The 24,953-nt window shown below is 54.6% G+C and carries 27 protein-coding genes; 9 read left to right on the top strand and 18 right to left on the bottom strand.

Annotated elements, in window-relative coordinates:
* Positions 1-104: 104 nt before the first annotated feature.
* From cyoE to CPA50_RS11560, 4 genes are all read right to left on the bottom strand, one after another.
* Positions 105-1,025: a heme o synthase gene (cyoE, locus tag CPA50_RS11575; protein ID WP_096782668.1), complete on the bottom strand. Its 921-nt coding sequence runs from the start codon at positions 1,023-1,025 to the stop codon at positions 105-107.
* Positions 1,022-2,122 (bottom strand): COX15/CtaA family protein, encoded by a 1,101-nt coding sequence (locus CPA50_RS11570; protein ID WP_096782972.1) that lies wholly within the window; start codon positions 2,120-2,122, stop codon positions 1,022-1,024. The genes cyoE and CPA50_RS11570 overlap by 4 nt, the downstream gene beginning before the upstream one ends.
* Positions 2,123-2,183: 61 nt before the next feature.
* Positions 2,184-2,834 (bottom strand): hypothetical protein, encoded by a 651-nt coding sequence (locus CPA50_RS11565; protein WP_227519613.1) that lies wholly within the window; start codon positions 2,832-2,834, stop codon positions 2,184-2,186.
* A complete protein-coding gene (locus CPA50_RS11560) occupies positions 2,815-3,552 on the bottom strand; it encodes an SURF1 family protein (RefSeq protein WP_096782667.1) in 738 nt (245 codons plus the stop codon). The genes CPA50_RS11565 and CPA50_RS11560 overlap by 20 nt, the downstream gene beginning before the upstream one ends.
* Positions 3,553-3,606: 54 nt before the next feature.
* Here CPA50_RS11560 and CPA50_RS11555 point away from each other — a divergent pair, with 54 nt between their 5' ends.
* Complete coding sequence (locus tag CPA50_RS11555; RefSeq protein WP_096782666.1) at positions 3,607-3,810, top strand: twin transmembrane helix small protein; 204 nt, start codon at positions 3,607-3,609, stop codon at positions 3,808-3,810.
* A gap of 18 nt (positions 3,811-3,828) precedes the next feature.
* On the opposite strand, the gene CPA50_RS11550 is transcribed toward CPA50_RS11555, so the two are convergent.
* The 4 genes from CPA50_RS11550 to coxB are packed head-to-tail and all read right to left on the bottom strand — an operon-like array spanning position 3,829 to position 8,102.
* Positions 3,829-4,716 (bottom strand): cytochrome c oxidase subunit 3, encoded by an 888-nt coding sequence (locus CPA50_RS11550; RefSeq protein ID WP_096782665.1) that lies wholly within the window; start codon positions 4,714-4,716, stop codon positions 3,829-3,831.
* Between the two features lie 16 nt (positions 4,717-4,732).
* Positions 4,733-5,323: a cytochrome c oxidase assembly protein gene (locus tag CPA50_RS11545; protein ID WP_096782664.1), complete on the bottom strand. Its 591-nt coding sequence runs from the start codon at positions 5,321-5,323 to the stop codon at positions 4,733-4,735.
* 13 nt (positions 5,324-5,336) lie between these two features.
* Complete coding sequence (gene ctaD / locus CPA50_RS11540; protein ID WP_096782663.1) at positions 5,337-6,920, bottom strand: cytochrome c oxidase subunit I; 1,584 nt, start codon at positions 6,918-6,920, stop codon at positions 5,337-5,339.
* Positions 6,921-6,977: 57 nt separating this feature from the next.
* Entirely contained in the window at positions 6,978-8,102 is a 1,125-nt protein-coding gene (gene coxB / locus CPA50_RS11535; protein WP_096782662.1) for a cytochrome c oxidase subunit II, read from the bottom strand.
* A 207-nt stretch (positions 8,103-8,309) separates the two neighbouring features.
* Between coxB and CPA50_RS11530 the strand changes: the two genes are divergently transcribed.
* From CPA50_RS11530 to CPA50_RS11515, 4 genes are all read left to right on the top strand, one after another.
* Positions 8,310-9,638 (top strand): MATE family efflux transporter, encoded by a 1,329-nt coding sequence (locus CPA50_RS11530; RefSeq protein ID WP_096782661.1) that lies wholly within the window; start codon positions 8,310-8,312, stop codon positions 9,636-9,638.
* A 190-nt stretch (positions 9,639-9,828) separates the two neighbouring features.
* Positions 9,829-10,479, top strand: coding sequence for a hypothetical protein (locus CPA50_RS11525; protein ID WP_096782660.1), 651 nt, complete (start codon positions 9,829-9,831; stop codon positions 10,477-10,479).
* Positions 10,480-10,529: 50 nt separating this feature from the next.
* Positions 10,530-10,760 (top strand): DUF1653 domain-containing protein, encoded by a 231-nt coding sequence (locus tag CPA50_RS11520; protein WP_096782659.1) that lies wholly within the window; start codon positions 10,530-10,532, stop codon positions 10,758-10,760.
* 115 nt (positions 10,761-10,875) lie between these two features.
* Positions 10,876-12,198: a Na+/H+ antiporter family protein gene (locus CPA50_RS11515; protein ID WP_096782658.1), complete on the top strand. Its 1,323-nt coding sequence runs from the start codon at positions 10,876-10,878 to the stop codon at positions 12,196-12,198.
* Between the two features lie 369 nt (positions 12,199-12,567).
* Here CPA50_RS11515 and CPA50_RS11510 read toward each other — a convergent pair whose 3' ends face one another.
* Entirely contained in the window at positions 12,568-12,822 is a 255-nt protein-coding gene (locus CPA50_RS11510) for a YheV family putative zinc ribbon protein (RefSeq protein ID WP_096782657.1), read from the bottom strand.
* A gap of 57 nt (positions 12,823-12,879) precedes the next feature.
* Positions 12,880-14,925 (bottom strand): oligopeptidase A, encoded by a 2,046-nt coding sequence (gene prlC / locus CPA50_RS11505; protein WP_096782656.1) that lies wholly within the window; start codon positions 14,923-14,925, stop codon positions 12,880-12,882.
* A 223-nt stretch (positions 14,926-15,148) separates the two neighbouring features.
* Here prlC and CPA50_RS11500 point away from each other — a divergent pair, with 223 nt between their 5' ends.
* Both CPA50_RS11500 and CPA50_RS11495 read left to right on the top strand, forming a co-directional pair.
* On the top strand, positions 15,149-15,688 hold the full coding sequence (locus CPA50_RS11500) for a gamma carbonic anhydrase family protein (protein ID WP_096782970.1): 540 nt from the start codon (positions 15,149-15,151) through the stop codon (positions 15,686-15,688).
* A gap of 164 nt (positions 15,689-15,852) precedes the next feature.
* Positions 15,853-16,302: an Hsp20/alpha crystallin family protein gene (locus CPA50_RS11495; RefSeq protein ID WP_096782655.1), complete on the top strand. Its 450-nt coding sequence runs from the start codon at positions 15,853-15,855 to the stop codon at positions 16,300-16,302.
* 39 nt (positions 16,303-16,341) lie between these two features.
* Here the strand turns inward: CPA50_RS11495 and CPA50_RS11490 are convergent, their stop codons facing one another.
* The 8 genes from CPA50_RS11490 to CPA50_RS11455 form a co-directional block, all read right to left on the bottom strand.
* Positions 16,342-16,659, bottom strand: coding sequence for a PA4642 family protein (locus CPA50_RS11490; RefSeq protein WP_096782654.1), 318 nt, complete (start codon positions 16,657-16,659; stop codon positions 16,342-16,344).
* Between the two features lie 31 nt (positions 16,660-16,690).
* On the bottom strand, positions 16,691-17,524 hold the full coding sequence (locus CPA50_RS11485; RefSeq protein WP_096782653.1) for a flagellar motor protein MotB: 834 nt from the start codon (positions 17,522-17,524) through the stop codon (positions 16,691-16,693).
* Positions 17,525-17,528: 4 nt separating this feature from the next.
* Positions 17,529-18,302: a MotA/TolQ/ExbB proton channel family protein gene (locus CPA50_RS11480; RefSeq protein ID WP_096782652.1), complete on the bottom strand. Its 774-nt coding sequence runs from the start codon at positions 18,300-18,302 to the stop codon at positions 17,529-17,531.
* Between the two features lie 52 nt (positions 18,303-18,354).
* The gene (aroE, locus tag CPA50_RS11475; protein ID WP_096782651.1) at positions 18,355-19,182 is read right to left on the bottom strand and encodes a shikimate dehydrogenase; all 828 of its coding nucleotides are present in this window, start codon (positions 19,180-19,182) and stop codon (positions 18,355-18,357) included.
* A gap of 3 nt (positions 19,183-19,185) precedes the next feature.
* Positions 19,186-20,124: an oxygen-dependent coproporphyrinogen oxidase gene (gene hemF, locus CPA50_RS11470; RefSeq protein ID WP_096782650.1), complete on the bottom strand. Its 939-nt coding sequence runs from the start codon at positions 20,122-20,124 to the stop codon at positions 19,186-19,188.
* Positions 20,125-20,132: 8 nt separating this feature from the next.
* The gene (locus CPA50_RS11465; protein WP_096782649.1) at positions 20,133-20,705 is read right to left on the bottom strand and encodes an L-threonylcarbamoyladenylate synthase; all 573 of its coding nucleotides are present in this window, start codon (positions 20,703-20,705) and stop codon (positions 20,133-20,135) included.
* A gap of 44 nt (positions 20,706-20,749) precedes the next feature.
* Positions 20,750-21,910: a DNA-processing protein DprA gene (gene dprA / locus CPA50_RS11460; RefSeq protein WP_096782648.1), complete on the bottom strand. Its 1,161-nt coding sequence runs from the start codon at positions 21,908-21,910 to the stop codon at positions 20,750-20,752.
* A 67-nt stretch (positions 21,911-21,977) separates the two neighbouring features.
* A complete protein-coding gene (locus CPA50_RS11455) occupies positions 21,978-22,997 on the bottom strand; it encodes a LysM peptidoglycan-binding domain-containing protein (RefSeq protein ID WP_096782647.1) in 1,020 nt (339 codons plus the stop codon).
* 417 nt (positions 22,998-23,414) lie between these two features.
* Between CPA50_RS11455 and def the strand changes: the two genes are divergently transcribed.
* Positions 23,415-23,921: a peptide deformylase gene (gene def / locus CPA50_RS11450; protein WP_179397222.1), complete on the top strand. Its 507-nt coding sequence runs from the start codon at positions 23,415-23,417 to the stop codon at positions 23,919-23,921.
* A gap of 95 nt (positions 23,922-24,016) precedes the next feature.
* Positions 24,017-24,952 (top strand): methionyl-tRNA formyltransferase, encoded by a 936-nt coding sequence (fmt, locus tag CPA50_RS11445; RefSeq protein ID WP_096782645.1) that lies wholly within the window; start codon positions 24,017-24,019, stop codon positions 24,950-24,952.
* Position 24,953: the final 1 nt, after the last annotated feature.

Here is a 24,953-nt window from a genome sequence, read left to right as displayed (position 1 = left end):
GGAGGAGGGGAGCCTTTTCCTCTGGGAAAAACAACTCGCTGCGCTCAGACATTTTTTCCCGGCGGAAAAGGCTCCCCCCCTCCTGCTGGCGCGTGTGCACCAAGTCAGAAAAACACAAAGTGATCCACAAGAAGTACCACAAACAAAGCCATCAGGTAAGTGATGGAGTATTTGAAGGTGTTCAGTGCAACTCGCCGGTCATCACCCTTAATCAAGCGCACAGCATAGTGCAGAAAGCGTAAGCCTAATACGAGGGCCCCGGCCAGGTAAATCCAGCCGGACATACCTGTGACAAATGGTAGCAGGCTGACAGCCAGCAACATGAGCGTATAAAGCAGGATATGCAGTTCAGTGTATTTATTACCGTGGGTGACGGGCAGCATGGGGATACCGGCCTTCGCATATTCCTCTTTGCGGTGAATGGCCAGCGCCCAGAAGTGGGGTGGGGTCCAGGCGAAGATGATCAGAACCAGAAGCAGTGCATGGCCATCTACCTGGCCGGTAACTGCCGTCCAGCCAAGCAGGGGTGGCATAGCCCCTGCGAGACCACCGATAGTGATGTTCTGGGGAGTCGCGCGTTTAAGAAACAACGTGTAAACACCGGCATACCCTACCAGAGAAGCAAGGGTGAGCCAGGCCGTCAGGTGATTTACCTGCCACATCAACACAACCATACCAACACAGGCCAGTAACGCTGCAAATACGATTGCTTCTACCGGGGAAATCCTGCCCGTGGCAACCGGACGTTTGCGGGTACGGGCCATAACCGTATCAATTTTCTGATCAACCACGTGATTAACCACGGCTGCAGCACCTGCAAGCAGAGCAATACCCAGGTTGCCGTATATCAGTACGGTCCAGCTCGGCAATCCGGAAGTCGCCAGCAACATACCGATTACCGATGTCAGGATCATCAGCGCCACAACCCGGGGCTTGGTCAGTTCCAGGTAATCCCGCCAGGAAATCGAGCGGGTGGACTCAATGGCAACCCCTTGGGCCGGCAGTACGTCTACATGCTCACTCATGCCGTAATCTCCTGATTCATTGTTGTTGTATGTATTGCTGTTTCAATCTTTGGCTGTGGTGACAACTGCATCAACTGATAGTGCCGCCAGGTCAGGTAAATGACCGACAGCAGCAGCCCTGCGCCCATAGCGTTATGGGCAACAGCAACCGGAAGAGGAATATAAAACAGAACGTTGGCAAGCCCGAGACTGATCTGGGCGGCCAGGGCAGCTGTAACCAGCAGAACAGAGCCGCGCAGACCCCGGCTGGAGGCCCTGCGCCAGAGCAAAACCAGCAGAACGGTAAAATACGCCAGAACCACCAAAGCACCTGCCCTGTGGGTTACGTGAATCGCTACCCGCCCATCCGCGTTGAGCTGCCCTCCAAGATAGTTAGGGCCGACATGCTGGGTAATATCAAAACCATGTTGAAAATCCATACCTTCTGGCCACCACTGGCCCTGACAGGTTGGCAGATCGGTACAGGCGACGGCCGCGTAATTCGCTGCTGTCCAGGCTCCAAGTGCTATCTGCATAATGACCAGAAACAGCCCCCCGAAAAGCCATGGGCGAAAACCCGCCAGACCGCAAGCCGGTGCGGGCCTGATTGCAGAGGCATATGTTTCAGGGATAGCCGCTGCCTGGCGAGCCGCAAACTTCCGAAGACGAAGAACCAGCAAAGTGAGCAGGCTCAGTGTTGTAAAACCACCCAACAGGTGAAGAGCAACAACCTGCGGCCAGAGCTTCAGAGTGACCGTCCACATACCGAAAGCCCCCTGCAGCAGAATGAACGCGGCGATGAACAGGGGTAGTCTGAAAGGCACGCCGCTTCGGCGCTGACGTACCGCGCAGGCAGCCAGGCCGAACACCACCAGCCCCAGCGTACCGGCTGCGTAGCGGTGGATCATTTCCGGCCAGCCCTTGGCCACATCCACCGGGGTATCCGGAAAGCGGGCATTGGCGATCGCAATGCTCGCCTCGCTCTGGGGCACGGTGATAAATCCGTAACAACCCGGCCAGTCGGGGCAACCCAGGCCAGCATGAACCAGGCGGGTCCATGCTCCCAGCATGATCACCACAATGGCAAGAAGCACCGCGAATGTTGCCCAGTTAACCATGGCTTTGGCCGGGTGTGCAGTGGCGGGCGAATGATGCAAGGTCACTCCTCCAGGCTGAATTTCAGCCCACCTGTGATAATTTGAGCAGGTGTTTCAGATCTTTGAGCATGTCCTTGCCAGAATTTTCCGGGCCATAGTGCATCATCACATTCCCGAAAGGATCAATCAGCATGATGCGCGGCTCTTTTTCCGGATTGATGCCTGCGGGCCAGGCCGGCGTTGTACCCGGCGCAGGTACCAGACGCTCCATTAACCGGTATTCCGTGGGCCAGCGCGCGGCCAGATCGCCGGTAATACCGCCCAGAACAGCAGCTCTGGATACACGGCTGGCATTTTTGCCCAGTGCGATGTTCGCTTGCCGCGACAGATAGAGAAGCTCTTCACAACGGTTGTCACACTCGCCAGCCACAACTACAAGCAACCATTGGGGATCCGTCCGGGCTGCACTGAAGCGCCTGTCGAGAGGCTCTCCCGAAAGCGTCTCAAGACCCAGATCCGCCACCTGCACCGCTGGAGTGATCAGCACGCCCTGGTTGGTGTGTCCCGCCGGATTCAACCAGCCGGTATAGAACATCACTGTGGCCAGAATCATCGGCCCGAAGCCAAGGGAAAACAACAGAATCGCGGTGCGACGACCTCTGCGTATCTGTTCCGGGGACGGGCCTTCTGCCTCCTCCCGCTGTGGTATCCGGTTAGCCATTGTCATTGTCATTATTGGCTCCTGTCTTTCGATAACTCGCTACTACACTCAATATAGTCAGCACCATGGCAAGCGCAAACCATTGTGTCGCATATCCGTAATGTGTCTGCGGCCCCATCAGATCCGGCGCCCAGTCAGCCCGGTAAGCTCCGGGCTGTTTATTGTCCTGCAGCCGGATAATGGCCTCAGGCAGATTCGCGACTTCAGCTCTTGCGACCAGTCCGGGAAGCATCTGCACCCTCCGGGGCCAGCCATCTGCCGGTAATGACCTGCCCGATAAAACCGGGGGTTCCGGGTACTCACCCAGCCGTCCAGTCAGGCTGAACACACCCTCGGGAGGGGTCACATCGGGCAGTTCATTTCTCGTCCTCGGCGCAGCAACCCAGCCCCTGTTGACCAGAACCGGTGGCCCCTGAAGCGGATGGAACGCCGTCAGTACCTCGTAACCCGCAATTCCATCTCGAGTCCGGTTATCCAGCAGCCAGCTTCGGTCATCATAAAGCCCGGTTACCGTCACCGGCCTGCCATTTTCCAGGCCATTCCCTACCAACTCTGGCCAGTCCAGATTCCGGGCCTCTTGCTGCCACTGTTCAAGTATTGCCTGTTTTTCTTCCGCCCGATTCAGTTGCCAGATTCCCAGGCTCACCAAAAGTGGCAGGAAAGCGCCAGTAAAAATCATCAAACGCCAGTCAAGGTGCCATTCCCGAGGGTTTTTCTTTGCCGTCGTCATGGTCTGCTATAGTGAATCTGGCAGCAGTCAGAATAAAAACCAGAGAGATTCTTTATGCTCAAAGCCCTCATCATTTTCCTCATGCTCGCCGTTATCGTCAGCCTTTTCAGCGGTCTGTTCTTTCTCATAAAAGACGGCGGAAAAACCAACCGTGTAGTGAACTCCCTCGCTGTCCGGGTAACGCTCAGCGTACTTTTGCTGGCGGTAATTCTTCTGTCACTGTGGCAAGGGAGCCTGACACTGCACCCGACTCCCTGACAGGGGCTCCCGGTCACCTCAGATGACATACACGAACACAAACAAACCCAGCCAGACCACATCCACAAAGTGCCAGTACCAGGAAGTTGCCTCAAATCCGAAATGGTTATCCGAGGAGAAATGCCCTTTGTGAATGCGTATCAGCATAATGATCAGCATCAGCGTACCCAGCATCACATGAACGCCATGAAAACCGGTGAGCATAAAAAAGGTACTGCCGTATATACCGGACTGAAGCGTCAGATTGAGGTCCTGATAGGCATGCACATACTCTTCTGCCTGTAAAAACAGGAATGCGAGAGCCAGCACAATGGTCGCTCCCAACCAGATTTTCACTTTCTTTCGGTTGCCGGCTTTGAGCGCGTGATGCGCTACCGTCACGGTAAATGATGAAGTGACCAGCAGAACGGTGTTTATCAGCGGTAAGCCCCAGGCTCCGATGACCGATTTCGGTGCCGGGAAGGCTTCCGGGTCCGGGTTGTTGATCAATGGCCAGGTTGCCTCAAACCCCTCCCAAAGCATGTTGGAACTACCCCTGTCACCTTCCCCCCCGAGCCATGGCACAACAAACACACGAGCATAGAAAAGTGCTCCGAAAAAGGCCGCAAAAAACATGATCTCCGAGAAAATGAACCAGCTCATACCCCAACGGAATGAGCGATCCATCTGAGGGCTGTACAATCCGGAGCGGCTTTCTTTAATCACGCTGCCAAACCAGCCAAACAGCATATAAATCATGATCAGCATGCCAACCGCAAAAATCATCCAGTCACCGCTGGTGCTGCCTCCATGGTTGCTGCTGACCATAATTGAGGCGGCACCGTAGAGGGTCACCCCAAGGCCGACGGTGGCAACAATAGGCCATTTGCTCTGTTCGGGAACGTAGTAGGTCTGAAAGTCCGCCATAGCAGTCTCCGATGGCTTATCCATTATCGATTGTTGTTGTTTTAAAAACCGCAGTTTGTGGTTCACCCTGGTCATAAAGGGTATAGGACAGCGTCAACTTGGTAATGTGGCTGGGCAGGTCCCGGTCCACGATGAAAACCAGAGGCATTTCTGTGTTCTCGCCGGCTGCCAGCGGTTGCTGGTTAAAGCAGAAACACTCTGTTTTATGGAAGTACAGAGTCCCTTCAGATGGCGACAGGCTGGGCACCGCCTGCCCGACCATATCCCTGTCGGTAGGATTCTCGGCATAAAAACTTACAGTAATTGCCTCGCCTGGATGAACTTCCACACTTCGGGATACCGGACGAAAAACCCAAGGCATATCCGGCCCGTTCTGGGCCAGAAACTGTACTTTGACGGTGCGTTTCATATCCGCAACCGAAACTTCGGTGGACTCGTACCGGCCACTGGTTTTGCCATTGATGCCGGTGATGTCACAAAAAACATCGTACAAAGGCACCATCGCAAAACCGAAGGCAAACATGCCGGCCACGCTGGCGAGACACCAGCCGACAACCCGCGCATTGGTGCGCTGGGGAGTAGGCGTATCTACCGGCTGCTCGGCCATTGAGTCCTGCCTCCTACTTCACAACAGGTGGAGTGGAAAAGGTGTGATAAGGCGCTGGAGAAGGAACTGTCCATTCCAGCCCCTCTGCACCTTCCCATGGCTTGGCAGGCGCTTTCTCCCCGCCTTTCACACACTTCACTACGATCAGAAGGAACAATAGCTGGGTCGAGCCAAACATGAAGGCCCCGATACTCGACACCATATTGAAATCAGCAAACTGCAGAGCGTAGTCAGGAATCCGGCGGGGCATGCCGGCAAGACCCAGAAAGTGCATCGGGAAAAAGGCCAGGTTCATCCCGATAAACGACAACCAGAAATGGGTTTTGGCCAGGGTTTCGTCATACATATGACCGGTCCACTTGGGCAGCCAGAAGTATGCCGAAGCGAAGATGCCAAATATGGCGCCAGGAACCAGAACGTAATGGAAGTGGGCAACCACAAAATAGGTGTCGTGGTACTGGAAGTCTGCCGGGGCAATCGCCAGCATCAGGCCGGAGAAACCACCGATCGTAAACAGGATGACAAAAGCGACGGCAAACAACATGGGAGCCTCAAAGGTAAGAGAGCCCCGGAACATAGTGGCAACCCAGTTAAACACCTTCACCCCTGTCGGGACGGCAATCAGCAGGGTGGCGTACATAAAGAACAGCTGCCCGGCGACGGGAACACCTACGGTAAACATATGGTGCGCCCATACCAGGAACGAAAGCAGTGCAATCGCGCCCACCGCGTACACCATCGAGGCATAACCAAACAGCCGCTTACGCGAAAACGCCGGGATAATATGCGATACCGCACCAAACGCCGGCAGAATCATGATGTAAACCTCCGGATGCCCGAAGAACCAGAACACATGCTGGAACAGAACCGGGTCACCACCACCGGCGGCATTGAAGAAGCTGGTTCCAAAGTTGATGTCCATCAGCATCATGGTGACTACACCTGCCAGCACCGGCATTACCGCAATAAGCAAAAACGCAGTAATCAGCCAGGTCCACACAAACATGGGCATTTTCATCATGGTCATGCCGGGCGCTCGCATATTCAGTATCGTGGCGATAACGTTAATGGCCCCCATGATCGACGACACACCCATGATGTGGATGGCGAAAATAAAGAAGGTTGTGCTCGGCGGCCCGTAAGTAGTGGAAAGCGGCGCGTAAAATGTCCAGCCGAAGTTAGGCGCACCGCCTTCCATGAACAGCGTTGAAACCAGTATCAGGAATGCACAGGGCAGCAGCCAGAAACTCCAGTTGTTCATCCGCGGCAGGGCCATGTCCGGCGCGCCGATCATCAGCGGCACCATCCAGTTTGCCAGCCCTACAAATGCAGGCATAACAGCACCAAATACCATGATCAGACCATGCATGGTGGTCATCTGGTTGAAGAATTCCGGCTGGACAATCTGCAAGCCCGGCTGGAACAGTTCAGCCCGTATAACCATTGCCATGGTTCCCCCCAGAAGGAACATGGTAAAGCTGAATATCAGGTACATGGTCCCGATATCTTTGTGATTAGTGGTCAGCAGCCAGCGACTGATGCCGCTAGCCGGGCCATGATGATGTTCCTGGGCGTGGGTATCTGCAACCGCACTCATTAAAACCCCCGTTACCGCCAATTATTGTGGCTGGTGATAGCTGTTATCCGGCGTTGATTACTGTGAGTTCTTGTAATCGAAGATTTCTTTCGGCGTGACCATGTCGCCAACCTTGTTACCCCAGGCGTTACGCTCGTAGGTAATGATGGCTGCAAGATCTGCTTCATTCAGCTGGCCACCGAAGGCCTGCATAGCCGTGCCCGGTTTGCCGTTCACCACGATATTGATGTGATCGGCTATATCTCCGGTCGCAATAGCGCTGCCCCTGAGTGCAGGGAAGGCCGGCGGCACACCGCTGCCATCAGCCTGGTGACAGGCCGCGCAGGCGGTCGCGTAAGCTTTCTCACCTCGTTCCAGCAGTTCTTCCATGGTCCAGTCTTTCTGGGTCAGCTCACGCTCTTTCTCTGCCATGGCAATCTGTTGGTTAACCCAGATGTTGTAATCTTCTTCTGACACAGCTTTCACCACCACGGGCATAAACCCATGGTCTTTGCCACATAGCTCGGTACACTGGCCTCGGTAAGTGCCCGGCTTGTCCACACGGGTCCAGGCTTCATTGATAAAACCAGGGATAGCATCCTTCTTGACGCCAAAGTCCGGCACCCACCAGGAATGTATTACGTCGTTTGCCGTCAGCAGGAAACGGATCTTTTTACCCACAGGAATAACCATAGGGTTATCCACCTCCAGCAGGTAGTTTTCACCCTTGGCCTGCCTGTTACTGATCTGGTCTGACGGTGTTGCAAGGTTGGAAAAGTAACCAAAATCTTCATTTATATATTCGTACTGCCATTTCCACTGATACCCCGTCACCTTGATGTCTATATCTGACTCAGTGGTGTCGTACATATCTATCAGGGTTGCAGTGGCTGGAATCGCCATAATGACGAGAATCACAAGCGGTATGAGGGTCCACAGGATCTCAACCAGTGTATTCTCATGAAAATTTGCAGGTTTTGCGCCCTGGGACTTGCGGTGGGCGAAGATAGACCAGAACATGATCCCGAATACCACAACGCCAATGGCGACGCAGATCCAGAAAATGGTCATATGAAGGTCAAAAATATCGTTACTGGTACCGGTTACCCCCGGGGTCATGTTTACCGTCCAGTCCGCCAGTGACAGCGCGGGGAACGACAGACCACCGAACAGGGCACCTGCCCGCTGAGCGTGCACACGCATACTGTGTCTCCACAGAGTATTATTCTTGTCGGATTTTGCGTTATCCCTCTGATTTTTCCCCGGTGCTCTCGCATTCACCGGTAACATCAGAGTGAAAGCCTGCTTATAGATACCTCAAAAACGAGTATAGACACAGATCAAAAAAACACTAAAAAATCGGCTAAACCTAAAACCACTAACTCAGCACTTTTAAGAAGCAGATCGAATATGACATTCAGGTTGTCAGTAACAGACCGGCGCTTGTGGGCCCTCGCATGGCCTCTTATGCTCACCAACCTCACAGTTCCATTACTGGGGCTGGTGGATACGGCGGTACTTGGACATCTGCAAAGCCCGGAATACCTTGGCGCGGTGGCTGTTGGTGCCAACCTGTTCAGCATCCTGTACTGGACATTCGGTTTCATGCGCATGGGCACAACGGGGCTTGCAGCCCAGGCATGGGGTAAGCGCGACAGCTTCAGTCAGGTTGCTTTGCTGCTGCGTTCGGTGATGCTGGCAGTCGGTATCGGCCTGCTACTCATTCTTTGTCACCAGCCAATGATTGAAACCGGACTGGCGCTGATGAACCCGAGCCCGCACGTTGCCGAGCTTGCCGCTGAGTATGCAGCCATAAGAATCTGGAGCGCTCCGGCAGTGCTTTGTCAGTACACTCTGGTGGGCTGGCTGATCGGCACCCAGTTCGCGCGCGGCCCGATGATCATGCTCATTGTCGCCAATGGCCTGAATATCGTACTGGATATACTTTTTGTGACGGTTATGGGCTGGAACAGCCGGGGAGTAGCCATCGCCACAGTGATTGCAGAGTATGGTGCTGCAATCATCGGGTTCGCCATTGTGTTGCGCCGGATGCCCGATGGACAACGGCTCACCAGGGAATTGTTCGGGAAGCTTGCGGACTATCTGGCAATCCTCCAGGTAAATCGCTACATCATGGTTCGCACCATCGCTCTGTTGCTCGTACTGGCCTTTTTCACGGCTCAGGGTGCTCGTCAGGGTGACACCATACTGGCAGCCAATGCAGTGCTGATTACCTTCCTGCTCCTGATTTCCAACGCTCTGGACGGCTTTGCCAACGCCGCCGAAGCCTTGATTGGCGAATCTGTAGGCAGAAACAGCCGGCGTAGATTCTTTGTAGTATTCCGCTGTGCGCTGCGCTGGTCACTCTGGGGCTCTCTGCTGCTGACCCTTGTGTTCGTTCTTGGTGGACGCAGCATGATATCCCTGCTGACCGGTATTGAAGGCGTGCGCATCGCCGCCTGGCAATATCTGCCCTGGCTCTGGCTACTCCCCATTGCCTCAGTCTGGGGGTTTCTGTTCGATGGAGTGTTTATTGGCGCGACTCGCACCCGCGATATGCAGAACACCATGCTATTCTCTGCGCTCGGCGTTTTCGCACCCGTATGGTGGCTGACAACAGGCTGGGGCAATCACGGGCTCTGGTTTTCTCTCATCTGCCTGATGCTCGCCCGCGCGGCAAGTATGGGGTGGCTGTGCTGGTCGCACACCCGCAATGATCGATGGTTCAGTAGCCGCTGATCCCGGCGCAGACATTAACAATGTCTGACAACCTGGAAATCGCAGCTCACGAAATCTCGTCTACACTAGTCAGAAACAACGCGCGCTTCGCGGCAGTTATCAGCCGCAGTCTGGCTCGCCCGGTAATTCATTGCCCGTTACAGGAGGCGCCTTGCGACCTCAACTTATTCAGACAACGGCATGCTCTCAGATGACTCCACAGGCAGTCCTGGAGATCATTGATCACGCGCGGCGCAAAGAGGCCCGCTCGGGAGCTTTTCTGCGTCAGCTGCATGAGAAGGCCGCTGCACTGCCTTCTGCTGTCACCATAGAGGGATACAAGCCTGCCAACTGTCTGTTCCAGTTCGCCATCGAATACATCGAAATGGCACCAAGACTCATTGAGTGCGTGGACGCATGCGCCCGTGAGGCGGGCACTGCAAAGCTGTTTGATCCGTTTGTGAAAGCGGCAATTGGCTATTTCACCAAACCCTCTGCATTGCTGGCTCGTTATGTGGGACTGGATGGACTGCTGATCCAGGCTTACCTCTGCCACCGCCTGATGGAAGACATGCACGAAAACAATCACTCCATCAGAACCGGAGGGCTCGTCGATATAGAAGCAACGCGAGCCAACCTGCTGGTTCACGAGCTGATTGGTGAACCCTTTGCCAACGAACTGGATGACTCAATCACCGTAACTGTGCTGCAGATTGCCGGTACGCCCGACTACTACGAACTCAACCTGGACCCATTCGTAAAGCAGGTAAACAACGACGCCTGGAACTGGATGCGCCACTACTGGGAAAACCTCCTGATCCGTAATCACATCCGCCTTTCCCTGGGCTCTGGACTGGCCTGATACGACGACAGAGTCCTCCAGGTAACACCATAGACACGCAGAGACTCCCTATGACCGAACACAGAACCGATATCCGCCCAGGCCGTTACAGGCACTACAAAGGCAGAGATTACGAAGTAATCGATATTGCCCGCCACAGCGAAACCGAAGAAAAACTCGTGGTCTATCGCTGCCTGTATGGTGACAACAGCCTTTGGGTACGCCCTCTTAACATGTTCCGGGAAACCGTAAACGTTGCCGGGGAACAGGTTCCCCGTTTTGCACGGATTGATAAAGTCTGAGCATCGCACATGCCCTTTGACTAAACCGCCCAATTACTGCAAATTACCGCCCGTTCAACATCCCTGCCTTCGCAAGAAGGCAGAATAACCTAACCCGTTCTGCCCGGAGTTTTCCATGAATGCCGTTGTTGCAGCGGTGCTGATCATGCTCGTTCTGAGCCTGGCCCGCATCCACGTTGTTGTTGCCCTTATCGTAGGTGCCGTCTCCGGCGGCCTGATTGCCGGAATGTCCCTGGAGGACACCATTGCAGCCTTCAATAACGGTCTTGGCGGCGGTGCCACCGTGGCCCTGTCCTATGCGACTCTCGGTGCCTTCGCTGTCGCTATCGGAAAGTCCGGGCTGGCCCACGCACTGGCAGACAAGACGCTCGCCATGGTTGGGCAACAGGAAAACAGTGCTGCGGCGAAAAACGTACGTTACATGATCATCGGTGTGCTGGTGCTGATCGCCCTGTCGTCGCAGAACATTCTGCCTATTCACATTGCGTTTATCCCACTGGTAGTTCCGCCCATGCTGTATGTGATGGCCAAACTGAAAATGGACCGCCGGCTTGTAGCCTGCGCGCTCACTTTCGGGCTGATCACTCCTTACATGTTCCTGCCCATTGGCTTCGGCGGCATTTACCTGAACGAAATCCTGATGGCCAAAATCAGTGCCAACGGTGGTGATATCGAGGGTCTCAGCGTAATGCACGCCATGGCTCTGCCCGCTCTGGGAATGCTTTGTGGATTGCTGGTCGCTGTATTCTTCACTTACCGGGGTGAACGTGAATATGACCTGGACGCCATTACCCGCACCGAACGCGTAAATGTGTCTTACAGCCCCCGCACCCTGGTTATGGCTCTTGCCGCCATCGTCGTCGCCTTCGTGGTGCAGCTCTGGCTCGGCTCAATGATCCTCGGTGCTCTGGCAGGCTTCCTGCTGTTCAATCTTTCTGGCGTGGTGAAATGGAAAGAGGCTGACGACCTGTTTACAGAAGGCATGAAAATGCTGGCGATGATCGGCTTCATCATGATTGCCGCTTCAGGTTTTGCGGAAGTCATGCGGGAAACCGGTGAAATCGCAACTCTGGTTCAAAGCTCCGTTGACATGATAGGCAGTAACAAACCTCTGGCGGCGCTGCTGATGCTTGCTGTGGGCCTGATGATCACACTGGGCATTGGCTCATCCTTCTCGACAATCCCCATCATCGCTGCCCTGTACGTGCCCCTGGCACTGGAAATGGGCTTCAGCTCCCTTGCCATCGTTGCTCTGGTGGGCACTGCCGGCGCTCTGGGTGATGCCGGTTCTCCTGCTTCCGATTCCACACTGGGGCCCACCGCCGGCCTGAACGTAGACGGCCAGCACAACCACATCTGGGATTCCGTAGTGCCCACGTTCCTGCACTACAACCTGCCGCTGCTCGGGTTTGGGTGGTTGGCGGCTATGGTTCTTTAAGTTTGGAGTTTGCCTTCGTTTCGTAGCCTGCAGGTTTAGGGGATGCGAAGCCACGGGGGTACTTTCTTCTGGAAAAAAGCAACTCGCTGCGCTCAAACATCTTTTTTCCGCCAGAAAGTACCCCCGCACCCTCGCGTTAAACAATACAGATATCGTAGGGGAAAGACGGGGAGGACGAGTGTTCTCTGAATCACTGTATTGGCGGTCAGCAGCTGACTCTGAAAACTTGGAACCAAGCCGTACTGAACCGAACTTCCTGATCTTTTAAACGAGTTACCCATGCAGTGAGAACAAGAGGGTGTGGGCAGAAAAATATATCGTCGCGACCTCGTACTCCCCTCAAATCACAGGCTTCGGTCTTAAAAGTTCTTAGTCCTCAGAAGACCCAGCCTTAAAAAAAACAACCTGCTTAACCGTATGATCATCCTCATTGTCGCGCTGGTTAACCCGGGTCTCCAACTCAGGCTCTGCAGGCTTTTCGGCATCCGATACCGCATCGGTAAAACCACAAGCCACACACTCACGAATCTGCTCACCGTCATCGTCGGTAAACATCTTGATCTTGTCCATCTCCGCACAGCGGGGACAAACCGCACCGGCTATAAAACGTTTAGGACTCGCCATAAAGTAACTCCAGATAAAAGTCTCCGGCAGCCATATCGACTACCGGAGAAGATGGGATCAGGCGGCTTCGTTCGTGATGCCGGTCTGCTTCAGCAGAGCATCTACCTGCGGCTCACGGCCACGGAATGCCTTGAATAACTCCATAGGTTCCTGCGACCCGCCTTTTTCCAGAATGTTCTCCAGAAACGCCTTTCCGGTCTCAGGGTCGAAGATGCCGTTTTCCTCAAACAGCGAGAAGGCGTCTGCGGCCAGAACTTCCGCCCACTTGTAGCTGTAATAGCCCGCAGCATAGCCACCCGCGAAGATGTGTGAGAATGCGTTCGGGAAGCGGTTAAATTCCGGAGCTTCCACAACTGCAATGGATTCACGCACTTTGCGGTGCACTTCCAGTGGATTAGTGGGAGCCTCGTCGGTGAATTCCGCATGCATGCGAAAATCGAACAGGGAGAATTCGAGCTGCCGCACCATGGCCATGCCAGACTGGAAGTTTTTCGCTGCCAGCAGTTTCTGCAACAGATCTTCCGGTAAAGGCTCTCCGGTTTCGTGGTGGCTGGCAATCAGTGCCAGGGAATCTGCGTTCCAGCACCAGTTTTCCAGAAACTGGCTGGGTAGTTCTACCGCATCCCAGGCCACGCCGTTGATGCCAGACACATCCATGACTTCTACCTGAGTGAGCATGTGGTGCAGCCCGTGGCCGAATTCGTGGAACAGGGTGGTTACTTCGTCGTGGGTGAGCAACGACGGCTTGCCGTTCACTGGTGGCGTGAAGTTGCAGGTAAGGAAAGCCACTGGCAGTTGCAACATGCCACGCTGGTTACGCCAGCGTACCCGGCAATCGGCCATCCAGGCACCGCCGCGCTTGCCCTGGCGAGCAAACAGATCGAGATAGAACCAGGCGATGGGCTCGCCGTTACGACTGATGCAGTAGGCTTTGGCATCTTCGTGCCAGGTTTCTACCTCTGGCCTGGCTTCTATCTGTATGTCGAACAGTTTCTCCGCAACCCGGAACAAACCAGGCACCACTTTATCCACCGGGAACCAGGGGCGCAGGGTTTCAGGGGAAATGTCGTAGCGTTGCTGGCGAAGCTTTTCGCTGTAATAGCCTACATCCCATGCCTTAAGGTCATCCAGGCCATGCTCGTCTTTGGCAAAGGCTTTCAGCTCTGCATAGTCTTTCTCTGCAACTGGCCTGGATTTGTCCGCCAGTTCGTTGAGAAAGCCCAAAACCTCATCGGTATCCCGGGCCATTTTTTTGGCCAGCGAGCGTTCGGCGTAGTTGTTGAAGCCGAGCAGTCTGGCCAGAGCATGGCGGCGCTTGAGGATTTCGGCCATGACCTGGGTATTGTCCCAGGTTCCGGCATCTGGCCCCACATCAGAGGCGCGGGTAACAAATGCTTCGTAAACTTCGCGGCGTAGTTCGCGGTTATCACAATAGGTCATAACCGGGAAGAAGCTGGGGAAGTCCAGGGTGATCACGTAACCGTCCAGCTCTTTCTGGCCAGCGGCCTGTTTCGCGCCTTCAAGCGCGGATTCCGGAATGCCTGCCAGTTCTTCCACATTTGTGATGTGTTTAAACCAGTTCTGAGTGGCGTCCAGAACATTGTCACTGAAGCGGTTGGTGAGTTCCGATAGCTCGCGGGAAAGAGCTGCATACTGCTTTTTCTGGTCATCGGGCAGGTCGACGCCACCCAGGTGGAAGTCGCGCAGGGTGTTGTCCACAGCTTTGCGCTGGGCTTCACTCAGATCGCTGAAATCATCTCTGGCTGCGAGCTTTTTATAGGCATCGCACAGGGCGGTGTTCTGGCTGATTTCAGTGCTGTATTCGGTGAGCTTTTCCAGGCAGTTTTTGTAGACTTTGCGCAGGTCGTCGTTGTTCATCACGCTGTTGAGGTGCGAGATGACAGACCAGGCGTTGCTCAGCCTGTTTTCGAGTGACTGCATAGGCTGAACAAGGGTGTCCCAGTCAGGGTCTTCATTCTGGGCCAGACTGGCGATTTTCACGCGGTTTTCGCTGAGAATCTGGTCAATAGCCGTTTCCATGTGCTCAGTGCGAACATGGTCGAACTTTGGCAGCAAATCATCAGTCAGTAACGGGTTATTCATGGATCCCCTTCTCAGCAATGAGTTGGTAAAGTAGCGTGACACTATAGACGCTGGACTGTCGGCTCCCGGGAATGGAGTCCGGAGGAAGGGGCTTTCCAAAACCGTGCGGAGCCATGGATGGCGGAGCCGAGCCTACATGGACGTATTTACGGCGTGTTTTGGAAAGCCCCTTCCTCCGGACGCCCAAGATCCGGGGAATAATTTCATCTATCGAGTATATGTAATGACGAATGTACGTTCTCACAAGGGTACCACGCCAGATTTCGGTAAGCGCACACTGGTGGATGCCAGTGCGGTGGTGATCGGTGATGTTAAAACCGGTGACGATTGCTCCATCTGGCCGATGACTGTGGTGCGGGGCGATATGCACAGGATCCGTATCGGCAACCGTTGCAGCATCCAGGACGGCTCCGTACTTCATATTACCCACGCCAGTGATTTTAACCCCGGCGGTCACCCTCTCACTCTCGGAGACGATGTCACCGTAGGGCACAAAGCGCTACTGCATGGCTGCACTATTGGTAGCCGTGTGCTGGTGGGTATGGGCTGTATCATTATGGACGGCGCCGTGGTGGAGGATGAGGTGATCGTTGCGGCAGGTTGTCTGGTACCACCAGGAAAAACCCTGGAGTCCGGGCATCTATACGTCGGCTCGCCATGCAAAAAGGCTCGGCCATTGACTGATAATGAGCGTTCATTTTTCACGTACACAGCGGCCAACTACGTGAAACTAAAGGACGAATACCTGGCTGAAGCAGGTTAGTACAAACCGCAAACGCCAAGGCTTGAAAAATTATTCGATGTTCATACATTCGGTAATAGCGGATGTTCACGGACACCCGACCGACTGACCAGGGCTCGGAGCAGTTCCGGAAACAGCGCTGATTCTGTTCAAATTCGTTTGTATAGATAAAGGGGGTAGTACCTATGAACAATCTTACCCGCTGGAACCCCATCAATGAGCTCGAAGACTTGATGGGTCGTTATAATCGGATACTTGGCACATCACGCACCGGCGGCGACAGCAAAGACCTTTTCAGTCGCAGTGACTGGGCTCCGGCCGTCGACATCAAGGAAACGGACCAGGCCTTCACCATTGAGGCGGAGCTGCCAGGTATGGACAAAAAAGACGTGAAGGTAACCGTGCAAGACGGCGTGCTCTCCATTGAGGGTGAACGCAAGCACGAAGAGGAATCCCGGGACAAAAAGCTGCACCGGATTGAACGCTACTATGGCAGCTTCATGCGGCGCTTCACACTGCCGGACAATGTTGACGAAAACAGTGTGAAAGCCAGTTTCAAGGATGGTTTATTGACTCTGACTCTGCAGAAGGCGGAACCGAAGGAGCCTAAAGCCATTCAGGTAGACGTCGAGTAACTCTCTTCGCTCTTGTCTGAGAAGTGCTGTAACCGGGAATCAGCTCCCGGCTGCAGCACTTCTTTTCGCACCCGCCGCTTCCAGCGCGCGAGCATAGTCTTTGCCCTTACGGTGCTGTGAGACAAGATCAAGCAGGTTTTCGCCATTCTCATTAACGGCATTCAGGTTGCGGCCGGCTGCCACAAAAAAGCCTGTAAACCGCTCGAAATCTTCCGCTCTCATTGCCTGGTACGCCTTCAGCAATGAGGTGTAGTCTGAGAACTCCCCCCCGTCAGCGCTTCCGGCATCCAGAAAGCTCTTTACACGCTCATCGCTCCACTCTTCACCAATAACTTTAGGTTTGTCTGGTCCACTCATATTCACTCTCTCACTATTTGTTTATTCGCGCTCAGGGCAGGATTTCTATCGGCAGGTCGCTGGTTGAAATGGATTCATCACATTTAGGGTCACGAATCGCAATTTCTACCCTGCGGTTCAAAGCACGGTTTTCTGCCGTATCGTTAGGAGCAAGAGGGTTGGTTTCCGCACGGCCAGCGGCGACTACGCGATCAGCAGGTACCTGCTGACTCATGACAAGCTCATGCACTACGGATACTGCACGAGCAGCGGAAAGATCCCAGTTTGAGCGGTAGCGGCTACTGGAGATAGGGCGGTCATCAGTGTAACCGGAAACCAGAACATCTCCGGTACAACCTGCCAGCACGCCAACCACCCGCTCTATGATGGGGATCATCTCGGGCTTGATAGCCGCCTCTCCGGAGCGGAAAGTAGCCTCCTCCGAGAACCGGATAACCACTTTGTTTTTATCATAATTCACACTCAATGCCCCGGACGCCACTTCGCTTTCCAGTTCACCAATCATTCTGCTGGCCAGATCTAAAACCCCGCCGGAAATAACAGTAGCTGCGGATTCTGGCGCCCGCTCATCAATGAATTCCGGGTCCGGCGATTGTGTTTCTGTGGGCTCTGGCAGTGAGACGGTATCTGACTCCACCAGGGTTATCGGCGACCCGCCGATATCATCATCCAGAACATTGGCAGAACCGAACGCAACAGACATGGAATTGGCCATCGCCTTGTACTTTTCAATATCCATTTCCGCAAAAGACAGTAGCAGAATAAAAAACGTCAACAGCAGCGTGGCAAGATCAGCAAAGGTAACGATCCATGCAGGTGTCTGGTTTTTCGGCCTGGGTTTACTGTTTTTCCGGATCTGCGGCAAAACTTCAAGCCTCCCGCTCTGGCGTGAGCCCTGTGCGCTGATCCGGCGTCAGAAACGAGGAGAGCAGTTCAGTCATCACCCGGGGGTTTTCGCCACGCATGATATTGCGGATAGAGGTAATAATCAGAACCTGGTTGCGGCTTTCATCTTCTGCCTTGAGCTGAAGCTTGTCCGCCAGCGGCAGGGCAATCAACTGGGCGATGAAAGCGCCATAGAGTGTGGTCAGCAGAGCAACAGCCATTGCCGGACCAATGGACGAGGGGTCATCCAGTGAATTGAGCATCTGCACGAGACCAACCAGAGTGCCCAGCATTCCGATAGCCGGCGCGGATTCGCCGATACCCCGAAAAACGCGCTCGGCCACTTCGTAACGCTCTGCCGTCTGCTGGGATTCCTGGGCCAGCGCTTCCTCCACCAGTTCAGGCGGGTGGCCATCCACACACAGGCTGATGGCTTTTCGAAAAAATTCATTGCCGGTCTTGTGGTTTTCCAGGCCCAGAATACCTTCCTTGCGCACAACCAGAGCCAGTGCCCCCGCCTCACGGATCAAAGCTGCAGGCCGGTCAACCTTATCGGTAAATGCAGCGCTCATAGCGAGGCGAAAGGCGCTCATAACCGAGGACATACGAAACTTTATGAGCGTAACCGCAAAGGTGCCACCGATAACAATGGCCAGCCCCGGCAGATTGAGAAAAGTCAGAAGCGAGGCATTTGCCAGCATTGCCAGAATGACAATCAGAATACCGGCGACAAGCCCTACGAGGGTAAGAATATCCATGTATAGCCCTTACGGATTATGTCTCTGAGGGTAACCCGGTGGGCACACCCTTTCAGTCGTTACGAAGCGCCTTGATCACCGGCGCCGTTTCCGGGAGCACTCCCCGCCACACCCTGAACGATTCTGCAGCCTGTTCAACCAGCATGCCCAGACCATCAAATACCCGGCTGGCTCCCTTATCCTGAGCCCACTGGTTAAACGTGGTGGTCTGTAAAGAATACATCATGTCATAAACAACAGTGTCGGCACCGATCACATTCGAATCAAGAGGCGGCAGGTCTCCCTGCAGGCTTGCACTGGTGCCGTTAATAATGACATCGAATAGCTGACCCGGCTCTTTGAAGCCGCAGGCGCTCATAGTTGCAGCCCCGGCCTCATCGGCAAACAGCTTAGCCAGTGTTTCGGCTTTCGCAACCGTACGGTTTGCGAGGGTCAGGCTGGCGGGGTGTTGTTCAAGCAAAGGGCCCAGAACGCCACGTACAGCGCCGCCAGCTCCCAGAACCAGTATCCTGGCACCTTTGAGCTGAACACCATGATTAGCCACAAGATCACGTACCAGTCCGTAGCCGTCGGTGTTGTCCGCAACCAGTTGTCCGGTCCCGTTGCGATACAAGGTATTGGCGGCACCGGCTTTTTCAGCCCTTGCAGCCCGGCATTCCGCCAACTCCCAGGCCTGTTCCTTGAAGGGTACTGTTACGTTCAAGCCCTTGCCTCCGCTCTCAAAAAACTGGCGGACCGCTTCCGCGAATCCATCGAGAGGTGCCTGAATCGCTGTGTATTCCACGGGTTCACCGGTCTGGCCAGCGAACAGACTATGGATTCTCGGTGACTTGCTGTGGGCTACAGGGTTACCCATGACCGCATAAAGCTCATTACTCATGACTCAACTCTCCTGGTGCGCGTCACCGGCCAGCCAGTCGCGCCCGGTGAGAAAATGCTCCGTCAGACGGGCTTCTTCACTGCCAGCTTCTGGCACCCGGCTATAATCCCAGCGCACCAGTGGAGGCAATGACATAAGGATGGATTCGGTGCGCCCGCCAGACTGCAGACCAAACAAGGTGCCACGGTCGTACACCAGATTGAACTCGACATAACGCCCGCGCCGATAAAGCTGAAAATCCCGCTCGCGCTCACCGTAGGCATGGTCCATCCGGCGGCGGACAATGGGCTCATAAGCCTCGATATAGCTGTTACCCACGGATTTCATCAGCCCGAAATCCTGTTCAAAATTACCTGTATTGTGATCATCAAAGAAAAGCCCGCCAACACCCCTAGGTTCATCCCTGTGCCGCAGGTAAAAGTAGTCATCGCACCAGTCTTTGTAACGGCGGTATGTGTCCTCACCGAATGGCTCACAGGCCGCCCTGGCAGTCTTGTGCCAGAGAATGCAGTCATCATCAAAGCCATAATAGGGCGTCAGGTCATAGCCACCGCCAAACCAGTAAACCGGTTCAGCATCTTTCGGTGTCGCAATAAAAAACCGGACATTGGCGTGAGAAGTGGGCACATAAGGATTGTTTGGGTGGATCACCAGAGAAACCCCCATAGCCTGCCAGGGAGCACCTGCCAGATGGGGGCGATGCGCCGTGGCAGACGCTGGCATTGTATCGCCCATTACGTGAGAGAAATTAACACCGCCTTTCTCAAAGACCCGACCATCACTGATTACACGGCTTACTCCGCCGCCACCTTCAGGACGATCCCAGGCATCACGAACAAACTTTGTATCGCCGCCTTCCAGCGCTTCAAGACGCTGACAGATGACGTCCTGAAGGCCAAGCAGATACTGTTTAACCGCATTGCTATCCGGGTGTTGGGGCATGTCTTCTCCTAACGAAGCTGTTTACCGCTGACAATATCAATAATGCGACTGGGATTCCGGTTACCGCCAAGCGCGCCCGGCACAATCCAGTCAAGCTGGTCATTGAAGTACTGGCGAACCTGAAGGGCACTATGTGCAGGCTGTCGCCCGGCCGGATTGCAGGACGTGGATACAAGAGGCATATCGGCGCGTTCACACAAGGCTTTAACCACCGGATGCTCACTGACCCTTACCGCTATCGAACTGTGGGTACCGCGAACCCATTCAGGAACCTGCCTGTTCACATCCGGCAACAGACAGGTGACGGGGCCGGGCCAATGGCGCCGCGCCTCCAACTGAAGCGCTTCGGGCAGAGGATCCAGAAGAAAGCGGACCTGCTCCACCGATGCCGCCACCAGAATCATGCCTTTTTCCATCGACCGGCTTTTGAGTTCAAGAATCCGTGCGACCGCTTGCTGGTTCCAGGGATCGCAGCCCAGCCCCCAGACTGCCTCGGTCGGGTAGGCGATAACACCACCCTGCAGGATAGTCCTGCCGGCGCAGTGTAACTGCCACTCATTGATGGGGTTGAGCGCTGCCATGTTGATGTCGTCAAACCAGAAACAGGTTAATCATCACACAGGGCTCAGGCGATTTTCTGATACCCTCCGGGAGCAGAACTCACCAGCCCTTCAAGCTCGAGAAGCAGAAGAGACTGGACAAGCTGATCGGCCGGAAGGCCAGTTGCTGAACACAGTGCATCGGTTGACTGGGGATCATACCCTAATGCCTCAAACACCGCGATTTCCCGGCAGTCCAGAGCGGCCAGTGCACTGGTACTGTCCGACTGGCGAGCACCTTCAGGTTGTGCTGTGGACAACTCTGGTCTGGCCCCATTCACAGGAAAAGACCAGGAAGCACCCAGCTCTTCCATAATATCGTCCACCTGATCTACGAGCCTGGCACCCTGCTTGATCAGATGGTGGCAACCGCGCGCCACCGGACTGTGAATGGACCCGGGGATGGCAAAAACCTCACGTCCCTGTTCCAGAGCCATACGGGCGGTGATCAGCGAACCACTTTTCAGACCCGCTTCGACCACCAGTATGCCCCGGCTCAGGCCGCTGATAATACGGTTACGCTGTGGAAAGTGAGCGGCTCTTGCCGGTGTTCCCGGCGGATATTCGGAGACCACCAATCCCTTCCCGATAATCCGTTCGCCAAGCCGGCGATGCTGATTCGGGTATATTCGATCAAGCCCGCAGCCAATAACGGCGATTGTGGGATGCCCGGCATCCAGTGCTCCAGAATGGGCCGCGCCATCAACTCCAAGCGCCAGGCCACTGGTTACCAGGAGGTTCCGGTTGCTCAGTTCTGCGGCAAAGCGCCGGGCATGATCCAGACCTGCGGGCGTAGCATTGCGACTGCCGATGATCCCTATCTGTTCACGATTCATCAGGCTCGTATCTCCCCGGGCATACAACACCAGAGGTGCATCATGAATGTGCCTCAGGACTTCCGGATAATCGGGATGATGCCAGCTCACTATATCGATGCCATGCCGCTCACAGCTCAGCAAGGTCTGTCGGGCTGCATTAACGGCGCTGTTGGCCTCATCCTGTTGCTGCCACGCCATAATGGCCGCTACAGTTTCAGCAGGCAGGCCAAGCGCACGGAGTGTCGCGGGGTTTCTCGTGAGAAGGTCCGTCAGATCAGGGAGTGTTGCAAGCATGGCCCGTCGGCGGGCACGACCAAATTTGGGCAGACAGGTCAGAAATAACCATTGGGAGGAGGGGGAAGAAAACACAGCATCATCCTTGGAAACAACAAAGCCGGGCCTTCCTGGCCCGGCTTTTGGTTAACCGACTATGGAATCAGGGATTGGTAACCTTGTCGCCTACAGCCAGAACGCGGGTCGTATGCAGAATCAGTCCATAGCTCATTTTTTCATAAACCTGGAAGACCATCAGCAAACCCGCCCGTTCAGAGGGCAGCTCAACAGTCTCGTTGGTGACCGGATCGCGCGCCATATTCCCGGTTTTGAAAACAGCCATTACGTTGCCGGCTTCCAGTCCTTCCCGGCTACCCCGGTTGATGGCGACCACATCGTACTGGCCAATCTGGGTAACTCCGCCATCTACGGAGATCATTTTCCCTTCGATTTCCTGGCCGGGTGAGCTAGGTACAAAATTGGTTGTCAGACGGCGGTCTTCATTGACCAGCAACCGGTCACCAACACGCACTTCCTCGCTGGAGCGGGTGAGATCAACAGTCAGAACATCACCGGTTTCTGCAGTCACATCGCCTCTGGCTATACTGCGCGCCTCCAGGCCAAGAAACTCTCCGGTATCCGGATCGACAAATTCCGTACTGCGACGGAACACGCCCACTTTATCTGCAGGTTTTTCGCCTCGGGCATAAACCCGGTCACCGGCTCCGTTAACAATACGACCATCAGCACCTTCAAGTACATATGGAGCATTGTCGATCAGCTCGGGGCTTACAATGCGCGTATCCGTCAGAAAGCTGCTGATAGCATCCAGCGGAATTGCAGGAATGGGGGTGTCAATCCGCTCGGAGCGTACCTGCGGCGAAAGCTTTACAACACCATTACTGGACGCCACCTTGGTGATACGTGGCTTTCCATCGATATACACCAGGGCAAGACGGTCACCCGGGTATATCAGGTGAGGGTTGGCAACCTGTGGGTTAACGTGCCAGATTTCCGGCCAATACCATGGGTTACTCAGAAATCGCCCTGAAATATCCCAAAGAGTATCACCCTTCACAACAGTGTAACGCTCAGGATGATCAGACCGCAGTTCTGGTGCAGCGTGAGCCCAGGAGGTTAATAGCAGCGTAGTGGCCGCCAGAGCGTACAGCAGTTTCCTCATTGTCTAAGTCCTTGATCGCGTGCCTTGATTCTGTGAGTTCCGGTAAAGGGTGCAGCCAGTTGCCTGCAGCTTATTCCGTTGTTATGCCAGTTACTATAGAAGAAGTCTCGCAAATTGTGATGTTATCTTTTGTTCTTCCAGTAAATTCTATGCCATTTACAAAAGATTTTAACTATTGCCTGATCAGTTTGTACTCAATCGACAAATTGTTGGATAATGCACAGGCACAGCCGAGACGTTGCATATATTAATGTGAAAGGAACAATTTGCGCAGTACGCTGTCGCATTTCAGAGATCGTTTTCACACAGTTACAAAAGACAACGTTAAAAGTCAGGCAAGGCTATCAGTAATACACCAGTTATACAGAGTGTCAGCCATAATTCCTGACATTCGTCATACAGGCCAAAAGTACGAGCATTATGATACTAGAAATACTCGAATATCCGGATCCCCGTCTGCGCACCATCGCCAAGCCGGTTGATAAACTGACAGACGCAGATCTCAAGCTGATCGACGACATGTTCGAGACCATGTACGATGCGCCCGGCATTGGTCTGGCGGCCACACAGGTAGACGTCCACAAGCAGATCGTCGTTATGGACCTGTCCGAGGACAAAAGTGAGCCACGGGTATTCATCAACCCCCAAGTGGAAGTCCTGGAGGGTGATCGTGAAGCCATGCAGGAAGGTTGTCTTTCAGTTCCTGGCTTTTATGAAGACGTCGAGCGTGTAGAGCATTGTATTGTCCGGGCTATGGGGCGCGACGGTGAACCGTTTGAACTGGAGGCCCGCGGGCTTCTGGCGGTCTGTATCCAGCACGAAATGGACCACCTGAACGGCAAACTGTTTGTAGACTACCTGAGCACCCTCAAGCGCAACCGCATTCGCAAGAAGCTGGAAAAGCTTCACAAGCAAAGTGCGTGAATATTGGCTGAAAAGCGCATGAGGATTTTGTAGAAAGTATCGGACCGGGCCCTGGCCCGGTCTTTTCGTATTCAACGAAACAGAGACTCAACACCGTGCGACTCGTTTTTGCCGGCACTCCGGATTTCGCAGCAAGCGCCCTGAGAGCAATACTGGGCACCCACCACACAGTTGTGGGCGTATACTCCCAGCCAGACCGACCCGCGGGCCGCGGCCGAAAACTCCAGCCCAGCCCGGTCAAACAGGTTGCTCTGGACAATGAAATCCCGGTTTTTCAGCCGGAAAACCTGAAATCTCCGGAAGCCCGGCAGGAGCTGGCCAATCTCCGTCCGGATGTGATGATCGTTGCCGCCTATGGACTGATTCTGCCGGAACCAGTACTGAAAACCCCCACCCACGGCTGTCTCAACATTCACGCATCTCTTCTGCCCCGCTGGCGTGGCGCAGCGCCTATTCAGCGTGCCATTGCAGCGGGTGACAAGGAGACCGGCATCACCATCATGCAGATGGACAAAGGCCTGGATACCGGCGCCATGTTGCTGAAATCCCGAACGGCTATTGAAGCATCCGATACCGGCGGCAGTCTTCACGACCGCCTCGCAGAACTGGGCGGTGCCGCCATTATTGAAGCGTTGAAGCGGCTGGAGAGCGGCGAACTTGAGGGTGAAATCCAGAATGATGAGGATGCAAGCTACGCCCACAAGCTTTCTAAAGAAGAAGGTCACATTGACTGGTCACAGGATGCTTTGGCCATAGAACGCCTGGTGCGCGCCTTCAACCCCTGGCCGGGTACTTACACAGATCTGGAAGACCAACGTCTGCGGATTCACGAGGCCAGAGCTACCGAAGAGCAAAGCCAGAAACCGGCAGGCACAGTGATACGCAGGGAACGGGAAGGTATAGATATTGCCTGCGGCAAAGGCATTCTGCGCATCATCCGGCTGCAGTTGCCGGGGTCCCGCGCCCAGACCGTTAACGACCTGATTAATGGCGGCAAACAACTGCTCTTACCCGGACAGGAGCTACGCTGAC

This window comes from Marinobacter sp. ANT_B65 (genome assembly GCF_002407605.1).
GTDB lineage: Bacteria > Pseudomonadota > Gammaproteobacteria > Pseudomonadales > Oleiphilaceae > Marinobacter.
Note: the sequence above shows the minus strand (reverse complement) of the source record. Positions and strands in the feature narration are given on the sequence as shown.